Below are 16817 nucleotides of genomic sequence, written 5' to 3'. Positions count from 1 at the left end.
CTAGCCCCTCATGAGACAACTCATTCATTCTATCATGACTTATATACTTTGTCAACCGGGTTTTTGGGATTTTTTACACTAAAAGTTCTATGTAGATACTTTGTTTTTTCTCCTATTCCTTCTTCCTGTGCTATAACCTATATAAAAAGAAACTGAACAGAACTTTTTATGGTGCTTCTGCCCAATTTCTTAATTCGATTAACATAATGTTAGTGACTAGCTTTAGCGAAAGTCTTTCAAATGAATTTGTAAATCACGTATCATTTCACGACGACCATTAAAACATTGTCCGCTAATTAATTTTTCGTATTTATCAAGTTGATCATTACTCAGATTTTTTCGATAATCTCTCAAGGCACCTCTCAACATTAATAGTTCATCGTTTATCAATCCCGGTGATTGTATTGCATGAGATAATTCGTGAATATCTTCATGTGGCATTCGGTCAAACTTGCGTTTTTGACTTTCCTGTTTGCGGATACGATCTTTGATGCGATTTCTGAACTTGACTTTAAAGTAACAATATAATTGAACTTGTTCATCAACTAGCCACGGTTGAGCTTCCAATAATTCAAACAAGGTCATCATTCCTTCTTGTTCCCAATCATCTCGATCCCATAATTTAATGTAAAACTCTTTTCGAGCCTTGTTTACAATACCTTTGACGCTTGCGTACACTTTTTCGAATTCCATTTCTTAATCTCCTTTTGTTGATGGTTTAAGTTTATCGAAAAGTGCTGTCTTTCTACAGGACATTTTTGTCTAGCATACTTTATTTGATTTTTCTTTTTTAAAGTACATTTGCTATTGATACTCTATGGCAAACATTGCATTCTGCTTCAGAAGGGAGTTATTTGGTATAGTTCTAAGATTGAGATAAATAACTATTGATTCGTTTTTCTTGTAAATGCCCTGTTTCTGATGTGTATCATGTAAAAAAGCCCTCGCCAAGATTATGTACTTAGCGAAGGCTTTGTGGTTATTTTAGTGGTTGAGAGTGAGGGCAGATCCGTTATGGAATGTCTTGCCCAGAGTATTTTTATACTACTCTTTCGTATTAATTTTCTCTTTTACCTCTTCATAAGAAAGGGGATGAACATCTTCATCATCACGTTCAATATTCTCTGGCATTTTGCCTGTTTCATAGAGAGATTTAATTTGAACACTATCAAGAGTTTCGTATTTGAGCAATGCTTCTGCGATTAGTTTATGAGTTTCGCGATTAGACTGAATAATTTCAGCTGCTTTGTTGCGAGCTTCATTTAACAAATCACGTACTTCATTATCTAATTCATAAGCAGTTTGTTCTGAAATGTGTTTATGAGTTGTCTGGCCACCAAACATTGCATGACTGCCCTCATACTGCATTGGTCCCATTTTGTCACTCATGCCATATTCAGCAACCATAGCACGCGCCATCTGTGTTGCTTGTTCAAAGTCATTTGAGGCACCAGTTGTTTGGGTATTGAAAATAATTTCTTCCGCAACACGTCCTCCCATAAGACCAGCCAATTGCTCCTTCATATCTTCTTTAGATAGAAGCATTTGATCTTCTTTTGGAAGGGCAATCATGTAACCTCCTGCGCGGCCACGTGGTACAATAGTAACTTTATGAACTTCACGCGCATTTGACAAGACAAGGCCGACAATCGTATGACCAGCTTCATGGTAGGCAACGATTTCTCGTTCCTTAGCTGAGACTTGACGATCTTTCTTGGACGGACCTGCAATAACACGATCTTCCGCTTCGTCGATATCTGACGCATCGATGACAGTTTTGTTTCGACGTGCAGCAACTAGAGCTGCTTCGTTAAGAACATTCTCTAAATCTGCACCAACAAATCCTGGTGTTTGTTGTGCTACTAATTTCAAATCTACATCTGCTGCTAGTGGTTTATTCTTCGCATGAACTTTAAGGATTGCTTCACGTCCTTTAACATCCGGACGACCAACCAATACTTTACGGTCAAAACGACCTGGACGAAGAAGGGCAGGGTCTAAAACATCACTACGGTTGGTTGCGGCAATGACAATAATCCCTTCGTTCCCTTCAAAACCATCCATTTCAATTAAGAGTTGGTTGAGGGTTTGTTCACGTTCGTCGTTACCGCCACCCATGCCGACACCACGTTGGCGACCGACAGCATCGATTTCATCGATGAAAATAATGGCTGGCGCTGCTTTTTTTGCATCTTCAAATAATGAACGAACACGGCTGGCACCGACACCAACAAACATTTCAACAAAATCTGAACCAGAAATGGAGAAGAATGGTACACCCGCTTCACCTGCTACTGCTTTGGCAAGCAAGGTTTTACCGGTTCCTGGAGGCCCCTCTAGTAGCACACCTGCTGGAATACGTGCTCCAAGTTTAGTAAAGCGTTTTGGATCCTTCAAAAATTCAACAACTTCAACTAATTCTTGTTTTTCTTCTTCTGCACCTGCAACATCTGAGAAACGAACTTTGATATTGCTTTGCTCAAGAGCTTTTGCCTTGTTTCGCCCAAAATTCATGGCACCTCGAGCTCCGCCACCACCCTGGTTCATCATCATCATGAAGAATACACCAGCAATGATAAGCGGTAACAAATTAAAGACGATATTTAACCAAAGTCCATTTGAACTTTCAGGTTTAATAGTAACCTTTACTCCATTTTCATTTGCAAGAGCTTGTAGCTCTGACAAATTCGTTTCTGACGGTAAAATTAGTGATTTAAAGTTTTTATACTTAACTTTACTAGAAACTTGGAATAACTTAATAGTTGAAGCTAACTCATCTTTAGCTTCCTGTTCTTTTTTGTACTTACCAGTAATTTCAATAACACTTGAATTTGGTTGATAAGTAATTTCAGATACATTATTATTTTTCAATTCAGTTACTACTTGTGAATAACTGATTTCTTGAGTTGCTACTTGCTGACCAGCGTTAAAAAATTGAAAGGCTGTAACAATAGTGGCAATAACGAGAATAATGAGAAAAGGATTTTTTATAAATCCTTTATTTGGTTGATTGTTCATAATATAGTAGGAAACCTTTTTCTATTTTGTGTAAACTTCCTCTTTGAGTACACCAACATAAGGAAGATTACGATAATTTTCATCATAATCTAAGCCAAATCCAACTACAAATTCATTTGGAATAGTAAAGCAAGTGTAGTCTGGCTCGATTTCAACAACACGACCTTCTGGTTTATCAAGAAGAGTGGCAATTTTAATAGAAGCTGCCTGACGCAAAGCAAAGAGTTCTTTCAATTCTTTTAATGTGCGACCAGTGTCAATAATATCCTCTACGAAGATGATATGTCGACCTGCTACACTATTGTCCAAATCCTTGATAATCTTAACGGTACCGCTACTCTCCGTTCCGCCATGGTAGCTAGAAACAACCATATAATCCGTTTCTACATGGGCATCAATATGTTTCATTAATTCTGCCATAAATGGGATAGAACCTTTTAAAATTCCTACAAGAATAGGATTCTTATCTGCATAATCTGTTGCTAAAATTTGACCGAGTTCTTTGCATTTTGCAACGATTTCTTCTTCTGAAACAAGAATTTTCTTAATATCTTTGTCCAACATAGTTGTTCTACTCTTTCATTTTTATATATAAGGTAGCTTTGATTATATCATTTTTTACTGATTTACTCAAATCACTGCTAACAAGATTCGTAATTCCATAAATTTCTCCATTCTGCTCGATAATAAGCGCATTTTGTCGAACTTTCTGTGAGATTTTATTATCAATAAACCAACGGCGGAGTTTTTTATTTATTCCGTTTATTAAAATGGTATCCCCAGCCTGCCTTCTCCTCACTACAATTGGATTTTCTGTAGGAAAATATAAAATACTATCCGCTTCTTCCAAAGGATGATTGAGAGAAAAAATATATGAACCGTAAGAAAAAATACCCTCTGATTTTATCATGATTTTTTCTGGTTGACTATCCGTCTCTGGTCCTATTTTATAAATTTGAAAACGATGATAATCCTTCTCTAACATGTAATCATTTTTCAATAAATGATAGTAGTTAGCTTTTGAACGCAAGATGTGTAATACTTCATTAAATTGTGGACGAGAGAGCTGTAAATCAGGAAATTTTTCCAAATATTCCTCTAATAGATAACTTTGTACCGCAGGTGTCTGTTGTTGAAAACTCATCACATCTGTAACGGATAAATCCTGTGTCAAATCTCTTAGCGCTTGAAATAGATTATTTGTATCAACTGCAAGATTATTGAGAGTAAGTTCGATTTTAGGATTTTCCTGTTTTAACTTTGGTAAATAGTCATTTCTGACTCTATTTCGAAAATATTTGAAATCTGCATTGCTGCAATCTTCAAAATGAAATAGCTTTTCAAAATCTGCCTTTTTAAAAGATAAAAGTGGTCGAATAAGTTCTCCTGTTGCAAAAGGCTGAGTCGGTTGAATTGCTGATAAGTGACGTAAACGCCCTCCTCTAATCAATCGCATAAAGACAGTTTCTGCTTGATCATCTGCATGGTGGGCTGTCACTAGTGCAGTGTAGCCTTCCTTCTCCATGATTGTAGCAAAAAATCCATAACGCCATTTTCGCGCCGCTTCTTCTGAAAAATCGCCTTCAAAATAGGACAGATAAAAGGGAACATTACTTTCTTCTGCTAACTGTCTAAGATATTTTTCCTCAATGACAGATTCTTCTCTCTGTCCATGATTAATATGGGCAATTCCAAGTTCAATCCCTAACACTTGTTTGCATTCGTATAAAAGATGGAATAGGTTCATAGAATCTAACCCACCAGATACGGCTACTAGTACTTTCTTATGTTTATCAAAAAAGTGACCATCCAGTGTCACTTTTAAAAATCTATCTTTCATTTACTTTAAAATCCCGTAAATATCATTTGCAATTTGTGTAATCTCATCATAATTTGATTTATCTGTAAAAATAGATAAAACAAAAGGAGACTCTGCGTAAACAATCGCTACATCGTGTTTGACATCGTCTGCATCGCCAATTTTATGAGCAACTGGAACTAAGATATCTTTCGAAATACGTTGATTATCAAATTGAGTAGATAACAAACTTTCTAGCACATAGCCATTTTGAATATATAAGGCTTCCATCATTTTACCTGCGATTTCAGCTGAAGTTTCACGTGTAACCATACTCCACTCACTACCTGTTTTAGCAGTTATTACTTGATAAAAATTGGAATCGAATTTATTAGCTACATAATAAGAAAGTAAATTACTAGCTACATTATCTGACTCTTTAGCAGTCTTATTGATCAATTCTTCCACTGAATAATCTTTATTGTCAGGAGTTTTTGACAGTGAACCACTTCCTCCAGCAACATAAGCTCCTGGGAAGGATATAGATTCGGCTGTATATTTCACTTTAGTAGTCAAATCAATGTACCCAGCATTCAGTTGCTCTTGAACGTAATAAAGAATTGGTAGCTTAGCAATGCTGGCAGAATAGAATAGTTTCTCTTGATTTACACCTGCAGTTTGACCTGTTGACAATTGTTTCACATATATACCAATAGTATCTTTGGGATATTTGTTAGTCAACAACTCTTGAACAGCTTCTACTCTATTATCCGTTTTAGAAAGATTATTTACTGCAATCCAACCTTTATCTGTAACATAGGCAAAATCACCTAGAGAAGTTGTCACAATTTTAGAAACCATGACAGCTTGATAGGGTTGTAAATCATTTTTTATTTCCGTAGCTTCGTTAGCAATTGGTGAGGTTAACAATGTGAAACCTTTTTTTGTCCAATAAGTTTGCTCAACAGTAGTTTCTGTAACAATTACATCATCAAATAGTAGATGCCTACTTGCAAGAATGTAACCCTTGTCATCTATTTTGAAAACCAATTCTTTTTTGCTATTGACTAGAACATCCGTAATAGAAAAATGTTGGTTCGGCTGTAATTGTCCACCTGCTATAGTCAGTTCTTCATCCGAATAAAGATTCTCAGTTTGAAAAACATTTGGGTTTTGAGGGATAGTTTGAAAATACTGATCATAGATAGTATGAGTCAATTCGTATTCTTCTTGCGCTGTGAGTTCAAATGGTATTTCTGTACTATCGACCACCTGCCATCCAAATAAAACTGGCAATAACCATACGAGCAGTTTTTTCTGCATACTCCCTCCTTTCTACGATTCATTTTCTTCTAACTTTAATTCTCTATTCTTTTGATTCAACTCTTCTAATTTTTCATCAGAATGCTGTAAAAATTGCTCTACAATTTTAAAAATAGATTCGGTCATTTTGGTAACCCTGGAATATTGTAGACAAATTCCCCTTCTTTAGAGTATTGATACTTAGCCCGAACATACTTTGCTGCGTATTCCTCATTTTTCAATTTTGCAACCATCTCTGCTTCCTGCTTCTGTTCTTTGGTCAGTTCTTCGTAATTTTTTTCCAATTCAGCAAGTTTCTTTTCCTGCTGCTGAATATTAGTGTAAGTCCCAACAAGATTATAGGCAGGCAACATAAAAAGAAAGATAACTAGAATGAGAATTGCACCCATAAAACGATTTTTTTGTTGGCGTTCTGCCAATTGATGCTGAGTTTTTTTACGCTCCGACTGAATAAAGGCATTATTCAGTTGTAGAATTTTAGATTTCTTCATCTTTTTCTATCCTTTTTTCACTGATAATTTCATACATTTTCAGTGCGTCTTCTTTTTTAGTCGAATCTTTCATTTCAAGTACTTTTACAGTGAGTAGTTTATTACCAAATTGGATTTCAACCTGATCATTTACTTTTAAATCTGTTGAAGATTTCGCCAAAATCCCATTGACTTTTATTCGTCCTTTATCGGCAACTTCCTTCGCAACTGTTCGACGCTTGATAATGCGGGATACTTTCAAATATTTATCTAGTCTCATACTTTACCTCAACTATATATTTTACCATTTTTTCATTTAATTGAGAAATTTATTCTGCTTTCCTTGCTTTAATTTCTTTTAATTTTTCGGCAAAAGAAATCAATTCCTCTAATATTTCATATTCTTTTTTCTGTTGAATGTTAAACACAACAGCTAGTTTTCCTTTATTTTCTGTTATCTGAGCTTTCAAATTTGTCACAGATAAAGCTTCAAAGTAATCTTGCGTTAGGAAAATTTGACCAGCCATAGGTTCGAATGTTACTGTCACTTGATGTTGTCGTCTAAGAACTGTATGACAGAAAACTTGGTCTAAAAATGATTTCAATAGACCAATTTCAAGCAAGTAGGCTACTACATCAGGATACTCTCCAAAACGGTCAATCAATTCTTCTTGCAATTCTTGATAGTTGACACGACTGTCAATATTCTTTATACGCTTATAAATTTCAATTTTTTGTCGCTGATCACCAATATAATCACTTGGTAAATAGGCATCAATCTGTAAATTGACCTCTGAATTACTCTTCTGACGTTGGGTTGCCTTACCTTGTTTTTCCAAGATGGCTTGTTCCAGCAATTGTGAATACATCTCATATCCCACAGAATCAATAAAACCTGACTGAGCAGCACCTAAAATATTTCCCGCACCACGAATGGACAAATCTTGCATGGCAATCTTGAAACCTGATCCTAGTTCTGTAAAACCCTTAATGGCTTCCAAGCGTTTTTCAGCTACTTCTGTCAAGGACTTGTCTGGACGGTACATGAGATAGGCATAGGCAATCCGACTGGAACGGCCAACACGTCCTCTAAGTTGATAAAGAGTTGACAGTCCCATATGATCTGCATTTTCAATAAACAGTGTATTAGCATTGGGAATATCAACACCTGTTTCAATGATTGTTGTGGTCACTAGAATATCATACTCACCTTCTACAAAGGCATAAAGGGTATTTTCTAGCTGAATTTCCGACATTTGACCATGGACATAACCGATGCTAGCTTCTGGAACCAATTCTTTTAATTCAGATACTTTCTGTTCAATGGTGTCAACTTTATTGTAAAGATAGTAAACCTGTCCTCCGCGATCTATCTCACGAAGCATTGCATCTCGGATAACGGAAGGATTTGTTTCCATCACATAAGTTTGTACAGGATAGCGATTTGTCGGTGGAGTCTCAATTACTGATAAGTCACGGATTCCCAACATAGACATTTGCAAGGTACGAGGAATCGGAGTTGCAGTCAAGGTTAGGACATCAATTTTCTTTTTCAATTCCTTCAAACGTTCCTTATGCTTGACACCAAACCGTTGCTCTTCGTCAATAACTAGTAAACCTAAATCAGCAAAAACAACATCTTTTGATAGAAGGCGATGGGTACCAATCAAGATATCAACTTGACCTTTTTTCAATTTCTCAAGTGTTTTTTCCTGCTCTGCCTTGGTTTTAAAACGACTCATAACATCCACATTGACAGGAAATTCCGCAAATCGTTCCTGGAAATTAGCATAGTGTTGCTGGGCTAAAACAGTCGTAGGAACTAGGATAGCTACCTGTTTTCCATCATTGACAGCCTTAAAGGCAGCTCGCATGGCTACCTCTGTCTTACCGAAACCGACATCACCTACCAATAGACGATCCATTGGAGAGTCTTTTTCCATGTCCTTCTTAATTTCATCAATGGAACGAAGTTGGTCGTCGGTTTCCACATGTGTAAAGTAGTTGTCAAACTCAATCTGATTCTCATCATCTGGTGAAAAGGCAAAGCCTTTCAACTGGCTACGCTCTGCATAAAGCTTAATCAAATCATCCGCAATATCCTCTACCTGCTTCTGAACTTTTTGCTTGGTTCGTTGGAAACGGCCATCGTTTAGTTTATTAACTTTTGGAGCTTTTCCATCGGACGCTAAGTATTTGGAAAGGAGATCAATCTGCTCTACAGGAATGGAAATGCGATCGGAGTTTTGATATTGAACTGTCACATAGTCACGGTGGATACCTGATATTTCAATGGTTTCTATCCCTAAATACTGACCTATCCCGTGAACATGGTGAACAACATAATCACCAACTGCTAATTCACTATAGTCCTTAATACGTTCAGCGTTAGAAATATTGGTTCTACGTGTCTTACGCTTCATTTTCTTATTGAAAATCTCTTTTTCAGTGATGAAGACTAGTTTCTCATCCATCAAATGAAAACCTGAAGCTAACTGACCAATCGTAACCTGTTGCTGACCTTCTACTAACTTATCTGCTACATGTACTGGAAGATGGATATCATACTCTTGTAAAGTTTTCTGTAAAGTCTGTAAACTCACATCAGAACTCGCTTGAATAACAACGGTATTGTTTGATTTCGCATATCGAGTCAATTCATCTTTTAACAGTGGAATCTGGTGGAAAAATTCCTGCATAGGATACTGTGTGAATTGATAAAGAGCATCAAACTTTACATTGCCTAAACCTTTTTGAAAACTTGAAAAGAAGCTGGCAGGTTTGTATTTTCTTAATTCCGAATAGGTAGATGCAAAATAGTTTAAACTTGACACTGATTTACCCTTCTGTAAATCATCTGTCAACAACTCTGCTGATTCGTTTTCAAATTGAGCCTGCTTGTCAGCAATTTTATGAAAATCATCTAAAAATAAAGGGGTTCCCTTTGGCAAGTAATCCAACAATGTCCATGATTGTTCATATAAAAATGATAGAAATTTTCGTAAATCGGGATGGCGATATTCCGTTTGCATATCTGCCAGGACTTCTCGTAAATAAGACTGCTGCTCTTCTATATGCGATTGTTCAATAGCTGTCTGAATGTATTGGCTAGCCCTACTATAGTCTTCTGAAGACAAAATGATATCGGAAGCTGGAGAGATCGAGATTTCGTCTAGATTTTCTAAGGATTTTTGACTGTCAACATCAAAGATACGAATACCATCAATCTCATCTCCAAAAAATTCTATTCGATAAGGAGCTTCTGCTTGCATGTCAAAAATATCTAGAATATCACCTCGTTGGCTAAATTCTCCCTGGGTTAATACACGAGACACTTTTTTGTAGCCGATGTTGACAAGATTCTTTACAACTTTGTCAACTTCTATTTCTTGACCAACTTCAAGCTGTATTTTAGAACCTTTATAAGTCTCAGGACTCGGCAATAAGACCCGACAAGCAGCCAGACTAGCAACTAAAATTCCTGAACTAGTAGAATCTGTCAAGAAATTTAAACTGTCAATCCTTGATTGAGTCCGTTCTTTTGATGCAAAAATAAACTCGGCAATAGGACTATCATCTGTAAAAAAGTTGTAAACATTCTCACTTCCAATAATGGCTGCTAAATCTGCAACTAATTTCTCAGCATCATTTTGAGTAGCAGTCACAATCATTATTTTCTTAGCCAAACTATCATAGGCAGTTACCATGACTAATGACTTACTGGTTCCAGTGAGTCCTAATAATAGTTGGCGAGTTGACTTGTTTAAGCCAGACTGCCACTGATTGATTTGCTTATTTTTGTGAAGAAGATCTAGTATATTCATTATCCATTAAACTTTCTCATAATAGTATCAAAATCATCTTCTTCGAGATATACGTTGACAGCCTTGTCAAGTTTATCTAGTGCTAAGTCAATTTCAATACGGTCCTCTATATCAAAGCCAGACAAGACATGGTTTACAACGCTCATTTTTCCTTTAGGACGCCCAATACCAATCTTGATACGGTCAAATTCCTGTGTTCCAATATGCTTGACAATGGATTTGATACCATTGTGGCCACCTGCGGAGCCTTTTTGACGGAAACGGATCTTCCCAACAGCCATGTCCAAGTCGTCGTAAGCTACCAGAATATCTGTCTCATCCAAACCATAGTAGGTCATCAGGGCATGAACAGCCTTACCTGACTCATTCATAAAGGTGGTTGGTTTAACTAGGAAGATTTTTTCACCGTCAATAAAGGTGGTTGCAATATCCGCCTGAAAAATCTTATCGTGACTAAAGGTCACATTTTCACGCTTGGCAATCTTATCTAGCAACATAAATCCAACGTTGTGTTTTGTTTCAAAATAGCGGTCTCCGGGATTTCCCAGACCGATGATCAATCGTGTCATTTTTTCTCCTTAAATACCAAAAGGCTGGAAAAAGCTTTCCAACCAAGTAATCATCCTCTTTGATGCGATAAACTGTTCTTAGTCTAGGCGTTGAAACCGCAGACAATACTGATGGTATGGCAAGGTAAAACAACGAAGATTAAGGACAGTTTAGCCATCAAACGTTAAAGCGGAACTCCATGATGTCCCCATCTTGAACCACGTACTCTTTTCCTTCTTCACGAAGGCGTCCTGCTTCTTTAACAGCCTTCTCAGAGCCGTATTGAATCAAATCATCATAGGACATGGTGACGGCACGGATAAAGCCTTTTTCGAAGTCTGAGTGGATGATGCCAGCACATTGAGGGGCTTTCATGCCACGCTTGAAGGTCCAAGCACGAACCTCCTTCTCTCCTGCTGTAAAGTAGGTACCTAGACCAAGCAAGTGATAGGCTGCACGAGTCAATTTATCCACGCCAGATTCTGTCAGACCGAGTGCTTCCAAAAACTCACCCTTGTCTTCATCGTCTAGTTCTGAAATTTCTTCTTCAGCACGCGCAGAGATCACCACCACTTCTGCATTTTCTGTTGCCGCAAAGTCACGGATTTGCTGAACATAACTGATAGACTCAGGATCTGCTACCTTGTCTTCATCGACGTTGGCAACATAGAGGACTGGTTTAGTGGTCAAGAGGAAGAGTTGCTTGACGATTTTTTGTTCTTCATCTGTGAAGTCAACTGTACGAGCAGATTTTCCGTCTTCCAAGACAGGTTTGATTTTTTCAAGGACTGCAAATTCTGCCACAGAATCCTTGTCTTTTTGCGTACGGGCCATTTTTTCTACACGCGCATAACGCTTGTTGATACTCTCTAGATCCGCCAAAATCAATTCTAGGTTAATAGTATCAATATCTGCGATTGGGTCCACAAAGGCGTCTTCACGGCCTTGTTCACGCATGACATTTTCATCGTCAAAGGCACGCACCACGTGGACAATGGCATCAACCTCGCGGATGTTGGCCAAGAATTTGTTTCCAAGTCCCTCACCTTTAGAGGCACCTTTTACGATACCGGCAATATCGGTAAATTCAAAAGTGGTTGGAACTGTCTTTTTAGGGGTAATGAGTTCTGTCAACTTCTGCAAACGCTCATCGGGCACTTCTACCATGCCGACGTTTGGATCAATGGTCGCGAAAGGGTAGTTTGCAGCCTCTGCTCCTGCCTTGGTAATTGCGTTAAATAGGGTTGATTTACCAACGTTTGGTAAACCGACGATTCCTGCTGTTAAAGCCATGTTTTTTTACTCTCCAATTAAAAATTCAATCATGACTATTATAGCAGAAAAGATGAGAAAAATCCTGCCAAATGACAGGATTGTAAGATTTATCAAAATTTCTGCAAAATTCTCATCGCTGCAGCAAATAAGCCAAAGGCTATTATCATGATTGGGATAAGAACCCACCAATAATTAGCAAGAAACTCCCAAACATTCATTTTTCCTCTTTGTTCCACCAAAATTTCCTTCTCAGGCTCTTTCTCTAAAACCAGATAATCCAGACTGACACCAAAGATTTCTGCCAGCTGGACCAGTTTATCAATATCTGGCGTTGCTTCGCCATTTTCCCACTTGGAAACAGCCTGACGGGAAATATAGAGTTTCTCTGCCAACTCATCTTGAGATAGGTTCTTGGCTGTGCGTAAAACTCGAATTTGCTGTGCTAACTGCTTCATGATCATTTCCTCCTCTTTTTTCTAAGTCTATTATAGTGTAGAAAAGAACAGTTGACTAGCACTTGTTAGGAAAAAACCGCAACCAGCAGTTGCAAACTGTCAACTAGGCTTCACTCGGCAGCACTTGTTGCATTTTTCGTTCAAAATCATGCCGGCTCATCATAACGACATGGTCACAATTACTGCAGCGGATTTTAATATCCGCTCCTAGACGGATAACCTCCCACTTATTGGCCTTCTTGCCGGTCGATTTGATGACACAGGCATGAGGTTTTTTCATTTCGACAAAAGATCCTAATTGATACATACTTCCTCCTTAAAGATACATACTTCTTTCCTGATAGGTTAACGTTACCTCATTTGCAGTGCATGTCTCTCCATCTATTTGCAATAATAATTTTTCTTTTGATTTTAAAACTACATCTACCCCTGTTAAATGCTGAATTGTGTGAGAAGATTCATGCCTCTTCGTTAATAAGGCTAACAATGATTGTAGACGGTGGTAGAAATTTCCATTTTTGAAGTAAACAATATCTACTTCCTTCTTTTTAGCACTTGCTGTTGGCCATATCATGATTCCTCCACCAAAATAAAGACTATTTGCTACAGAAATAAAAAAGAGATTATCTAACTGATAAGATTTTTCATCAAGAGTTAATTCTAAGTTTATAGCTTGTTTTGAAAATAATGTTTTAATACCAAAGAATAGATAAGTTAACTTCCCAAGTTTTACCTTGTTCAGAATTTTTTTCAAAATTGAATTCGTCGAACCATTGATAACTTGAGCTGCAAAGCCAAAATCCATACTGTTTACAACCGTTCCGTATGAACTGTTTAAAACATATATCCGACTTGTTTTTCCCTCTAAAATGGCATCTACACTTCTATAGAGCGATGTTATATTCATTGCCTTAGCAAAATCATTTCCAGATCCTGTTGGATAATAAGCAAACGGTAGACTAGCTGGCCAAAAACGCAACGCTTTAGATAGTGTGCCGTCTCCACCTAAAATCATTAATTGGTCCTCACTACTGACAAACTCCTTTAAAATAGCCTCTATTTGCCTTTTTTCATCCTCAGGACCAACTGTCATAAAAATGTTAACTGCAAGCTGTGGATAACTTTCTTTTATTTTGAATATGATATGTTCAGCAGTATGGCTACCAGCATTAGGATTAGCTAATATATATAACGTCATTTATTCCCCATCACTAAATATATAAAAATAAGCTCAGTGCTATTTTTTAGTATAACATAAAGGGAGCGGGAAAGAACTCGACTGGTCAAAAAAAGAGTTCGTCTTCCCGCCCCCGCACAGTTGATTAGGTCAGATTTGGAGTGTAAAACACGAACAAATCTGCCAATCAACCACTGCGCTGAGATGTTGACACGAACCCTGAGAATCGAGGTTGGTCTTTTTGCCCAGCCTCCTTAATATTATTTAGTTGGTACGCACTGGTGTAACCAATTGAATAAAATCTTCCCCTTCATTATTTGGAATCAATGTAAATGGACGGACAGAAGAGATAAAGCTAATTTTCACTTGTTCACTAGTTGTGGCTTTCAATGCTTCTATCAAGTAAGTTGGGTTAAAGCTGATTACTAAGTCTTCACCTGATACTTCTACAGTATCTAATTCCTCATTCACACGTCCAACTTCTGGAGAATTTACATGAGCCGATACAACATTATTAGCAATTTCTAGTTTTACTGTACCATTTTGGGTTGCATTTGAAAGAAGACGAGCACGCTCCATCGAGTGACGAAGATTTGCAGTATCAAAAATTGCAGTTGTTTTAAACTCAGTTGGAATTAAGCGGTCTGTATCAGGGTAGGTACCTTCTAATAAGCGTGTATAGAAGCTAATATGCTCGCTTCTAAAAAGGATTTGATTATTTGAAAAGAAGACTTCCACTGTTTCAATATCATCTGTAAAAACTGCAGTAAATTCACGGAGAGAACGACTTGGAATGACAACATTAAAATCATCACCAGATGTATCAAGGACCAATTTCCGTTGGCTCATACGGTGTGAATCTGTTGCAACAGTTTTTAGATTTTTATTTTCTGTTAAAACAAAATGAACACCCGTAAGAATAGGACGACTTTCTTGTGTAGAAGCTGCAAATGCTGTTTCATTAATTGTTTGTTTTAATACTTTGGTTTCTAACACCAATGGTTTTGAAGTTGGAACTTCCTGTAAACGAGGATACTGTTCTGCTTCTTTTCCCTTTAATGTGATTTCAGACTTACCACTTGTCAAAACGATTTGCTTTTGTTCAATTTCATTGAAGTCAAGGACCAAATCCGGCATGCTGGATACGACATTAATAAAGAAACCAGCTTCTAAGAGAATGGAGCCTGGAGAACTGATCAAAAGTCCTGCATTTTCATCTTGAATAGAAATAAAATGTTCAATCGAGATTTGTCCATTTGAACCAGTTAAAGTGATTCCTTCACTAGTTACTGTAATTTTTACTGTTGAAAGAATTGGAATAGCATTTTTTGTACTGATTGCCCGTTTAGTAATACTAAGTGCTTGTAGAAATATATTTTTATTAATAGAAAATTGAATCATGGATTCTCCTTTATTTATTATCTATAAGGTTAATAGTAATAGTAGTCTCTGTGTATTCTGTGGAAAAGTGATGAAAGACCAATAAAACTGCGGAAATTAACTTGTTCACAACTTGTGGAAAAAACAGAGCTTTTTTGAAAAGTTATACACAGGTTAACGAAGTTTATTTTTTATACTGGTAATCTCTATTTCTAAATTCTCATCATCCAAGAGGAGAGTTTTTATTTTATTGTATGCATGCATAACGGTTGTATGGTCTCGATTACCAAATTCTTTCCCAATTTTTGGAAGGGAATTGTCTGTCATTTCACGTGCTAAAAACATAGCAACTTGTCGCGCGTGAACGATATGTTGAACACGCTTAGAACCCTTTAATTCTTTCAAGCTGACACCGTAGAAATTTCCCACTTCGGTTTGGATTTTCTCAATAGGAATAACCATATTTTGTGGATTTGTTTGTTTTCTTGATCGAATAGCCTCAGCAGCAACCTCGACACTTATCTCAGACAGTTGACGCATAGTGGCTATCAAATGGATATCTTTTAAGGCACCTTCAAGGTCACGTACGTTCGAATCAAATTGCCCAGCTAGATAGGATAGCGTCTCATTTGTAAAGTTGTAAGGCAGGTTCTCGCACTTGTTACGTAAAATTGCGATACGTGTTTCAAAATCAGGTGGAGTGATTTCACTGGTTAACCCCCATTTGAAACGTGTTACTAGTCTTTCTTCCAAATTGTCTAAGTGATCGGGATTACGGTCGCTTGTGAGTACAATCTGCTTATTTTTTTCATGAAGCGCATTAAAAGTATGGAAAAATTCTTCCTGTGTTGTTGCTTTATTACGGAGAGACTGAATGTCATCAATTAGAAGTAAGTCCAGATTGCGATAGGTTTTTTTGAAACTTTCCATATCATTGAGACGGAGGTGTTCTAAAAATTCATTGATGAATGTTTCCGATGAGACATATTTTATTCTTGCCTGGGGATTATCGGCTAGAACCTTATTTCCAATCGCATTTAAAATATGAGTTTTTCCAAGACCAGGACCACCAAAAATGAATAATGGATTGTAGAGCTCACCTAGGTTATCAGATACAGCTAAAGCTGCAGCCTTTGCCCAGTGATTATTGTCTCCTTGTACAAAATTAGCAAAGGTGTACTGGGATTTTATATCAGAATGAACCGGTTTAAAAGTTTCTTGAGGAGTAGCCGACTCAGGTGTCTGTATCTGGTGAACCACTGAACTTCTTGCGTTTGTAGTGTTCTTAATCTCCTGTTCATCCTCTGTAAATTGATATTGGATGGCAAGAGGCTCTCCGTAGATTTCAAAACTAGCGGCAATCATTAACTCTTCGAAGTTTTTTTCCCAGAAATCTTTTTTAAATGGACGATTTAAGAAAATATTGGCAACTTGCTGGTTGATTCCGAGTAATTTTGCATCAGCGACATAAAAATCATAAATAGATGGCTTAAAATTTACCTTTGCCAATTCAATAAATCGTTGCCAAAAAAGTTGTTCTTGGTTCAT

Annotated in this window: 16 protein-coding genes; all 16 read right to left on the bottom strand. The window is 37.2% G+C overall.

Annotated features, from left to right (window positions below):
* Window positions 1-222: 222 nt before the first annotated feature.
* The 16 genes from PHA78_RS00080 to dnaA all read right to left on the bottom strand — a co-directional run bounded on the left by PHA78_RS00080 (window position 223) and on the right by dnaA (window position 16817).
* On the bottom strand, window positions 223-693 hold the full coding sequence (locus PHA78_RS00080; RefSeq protein WP_002936602.1) for a sigma-70 family RNA polymerase sigma factor: 471 nt from the start codon (window positions 691-693) through the stop codon (window positions 223-225).
* Between the two features lie 351 nt (window positions 694-1044).
* Window positions 1045-3018 (bottom strand): ATP-dependent zinc metalloprotease FtsH, encoded by a 1974-nt coding sequence (gene ftsH, locus PHA78_RS00075; RefSeq protein ID WP_004195369.1) that lies wholly within the window; start codon window positions 3016-3018, stop codon window positions 1045-1047.
* A 21-nt stretch (window positions 3019-3039) separates the two neighbouring features.
* On the bottom strand, window positions 3040-3582 hold the full coding sequence (gene hpt / locus PHA78_RS00070) for a hypoxanthine phosphoribosyltransferase (RefSeq protein ID WP_014735203.1): 543 nt from the start codon (window positions 3580-3582) through the stop codon (window positions 3040-3042).
* Between the two features lie 7 nt (window positions 3583-3589).
* Entirely contained in the window at window positions 3590-4858 is a 1269-nt protein-coding gene (gene tilS, locus PHA78_RS00065) for a tRNA lysidine(34) synthetase TilS (RefSeq protein ID WP_044773585.1), read from the bottom strand.
* Window positions 4859-6139, bottom strand: coding sequence for a serine hydrolase (locus PHA78_RS00060; RefSeq protein ID WP_272158305.1), 1281 nt, complete (start codon window positions 6137-6139; stop codon window positions 4859-4861).
* A 12-nt stretch (window positions 6140-6151) separates the two neighbouring features.
* Window positions 6152-6265, bottom strand: a complete 114-nt coding sequence (locus tag PHA78_RS00055; RefSeq protein ID WP_004194325.1) for an SP_0009 family protein — start codon at window positions 6263-6265, stop codon at window positions 6152-6154.
* Window positions 6262-6630, bottom strand: a complete 369-nt coding sequence (locus PHA78_RS00050; protein ID WP_004194327.1) for an FtsB family cell division protein — start codon at window positions 6628-6630, stop codon at window positions 6262-6264. The genes PHA78_RS00055 and PHA78_RS00050 overlap by 4 nt, the downstream gene beginning before the upstream one ends.
* The gene (locus tag PHA78_RS00045) at window positions 6617-6889 is read right to left on the bottom strand and encodes an RNA-binding S4 domain-containing protein (RefSeq protein WP_004194330.1); all 273 of its coding nucleotides are present in this window, start codon (window positions 6887-6889) and stop codon (window positions 6617-6619) included. The genes PHA78_RS00050 and PHA78_RS00045 overlap by 14 nt, the downstream gene beginning before the upstream one ends.
* Before the next feature lie 49 nt (window positions 6890-6938).
* Window positions 6939-10433 carry a transcription-repair coupling factor gene (mfd, locus tag PHA78_RS00040; RefSeq protein WP_099876259.1) on the bottom strand — a complete coding sequence of 1165 codons (3495 nt, stop codon included), beginning with the start codon at window positions 10431-10433 and terminating at the stop codon, window positions 6939-6941.
* Entirely contained in the window at window positions 10433-11002 is a 570-nt protein-coding gene (gene pth / locus PHA78_RS00035) for an aminoacyl-tRNA hydrolase (protein ID WP_024378340.1), read from the bottom strand. The genes mfd and pth overlap by 1 nt, the downstream gene beginning before the upstream one ends.
* Before the next feature lie 157 nt (window positions 11003-11159).
* Complete coding sequence (gene ychF / locus PHA78_RS00030; RefSeq protein WP_014637241.1) at window positions 11160-12275, bottom strand: redox-regulated ATPase YchF; 1116 nt, start codon at window positions 12273-12275, stop codon at window positions 11160-11162.
* 92 nt (window positions 12276-12367) lie between these two features.
* Window positions 12368-12712: a helix-turn-helix domain-containing protein gene (locus tag PHA78_RS00025; protein WP_029187998.1), complete on the bottom strand. Its 345-nt coding sequence runs from the start codon at window positions 12710-12712 to the stop codon at window positions 12368-12370.
* Window positions 12713-12815: 103 nt separating this feature from the next.
* Complete coding sequence (locus PHA78_RS00020; RefSeq protein ID WP_029172631.1) at window positions 12816-13019, bottom strand: DUF951 domain-containing protein; 204 nt, start codon at window positions 13017-13019, stop codon at window positions 12816-12818.
* 9 nt (window positions 13020-13028) lie between these two features.
* Entirely contained in the window at window positions 13029-13910 is an 882-nt protein-coding gene (locus tag PHA78_RS00015; RefSeq protein WP_024378341.1) for a diacylglycerol/lipid kinase family protein, read from the bottom strand.
* Between the two features lie 243 nt (window positions 13911-14153).
* Window positions 14154-15290, bottom strand: coding sequence for a DNA polymerase III subunit beta (gene dnaN / locus PHA78_RS00010; protein ID WP_004194538.1), 1137 nt, complete (start codon window positions 15288-15290; stop codon window positions 14154-14156).
* Between the two features lie 153 nt (window positions 15291-15443).
* Window positions 15444-16817 carry a chromosomal replication initiator protein DnaA gene (dnaA, locus tag PHA78_RS00005; RefSeq protein ID WP_029944230.1) on the bottom strand — a complete coding sequence of 458 codons (1374 nt, stop codon included), beginning with the start codon at window positions 16815-16817 and terminating at the stop codon, window positions 15444-15446.

It is taken from the genome of Streptococcus sp. HN38, assembly GCF_028335765.1.
GTDB classification, from domain to species: Bacteria; Bacillota; Bacilli; order Lactobacillales; family Streptococcaceae; genus Streptococcus; species Streptococcus suis_P.
Note: the sequence above shows the minus strand (reverse complement) of the source record. Positions and strands in the feature narration are given on the sequence as shown.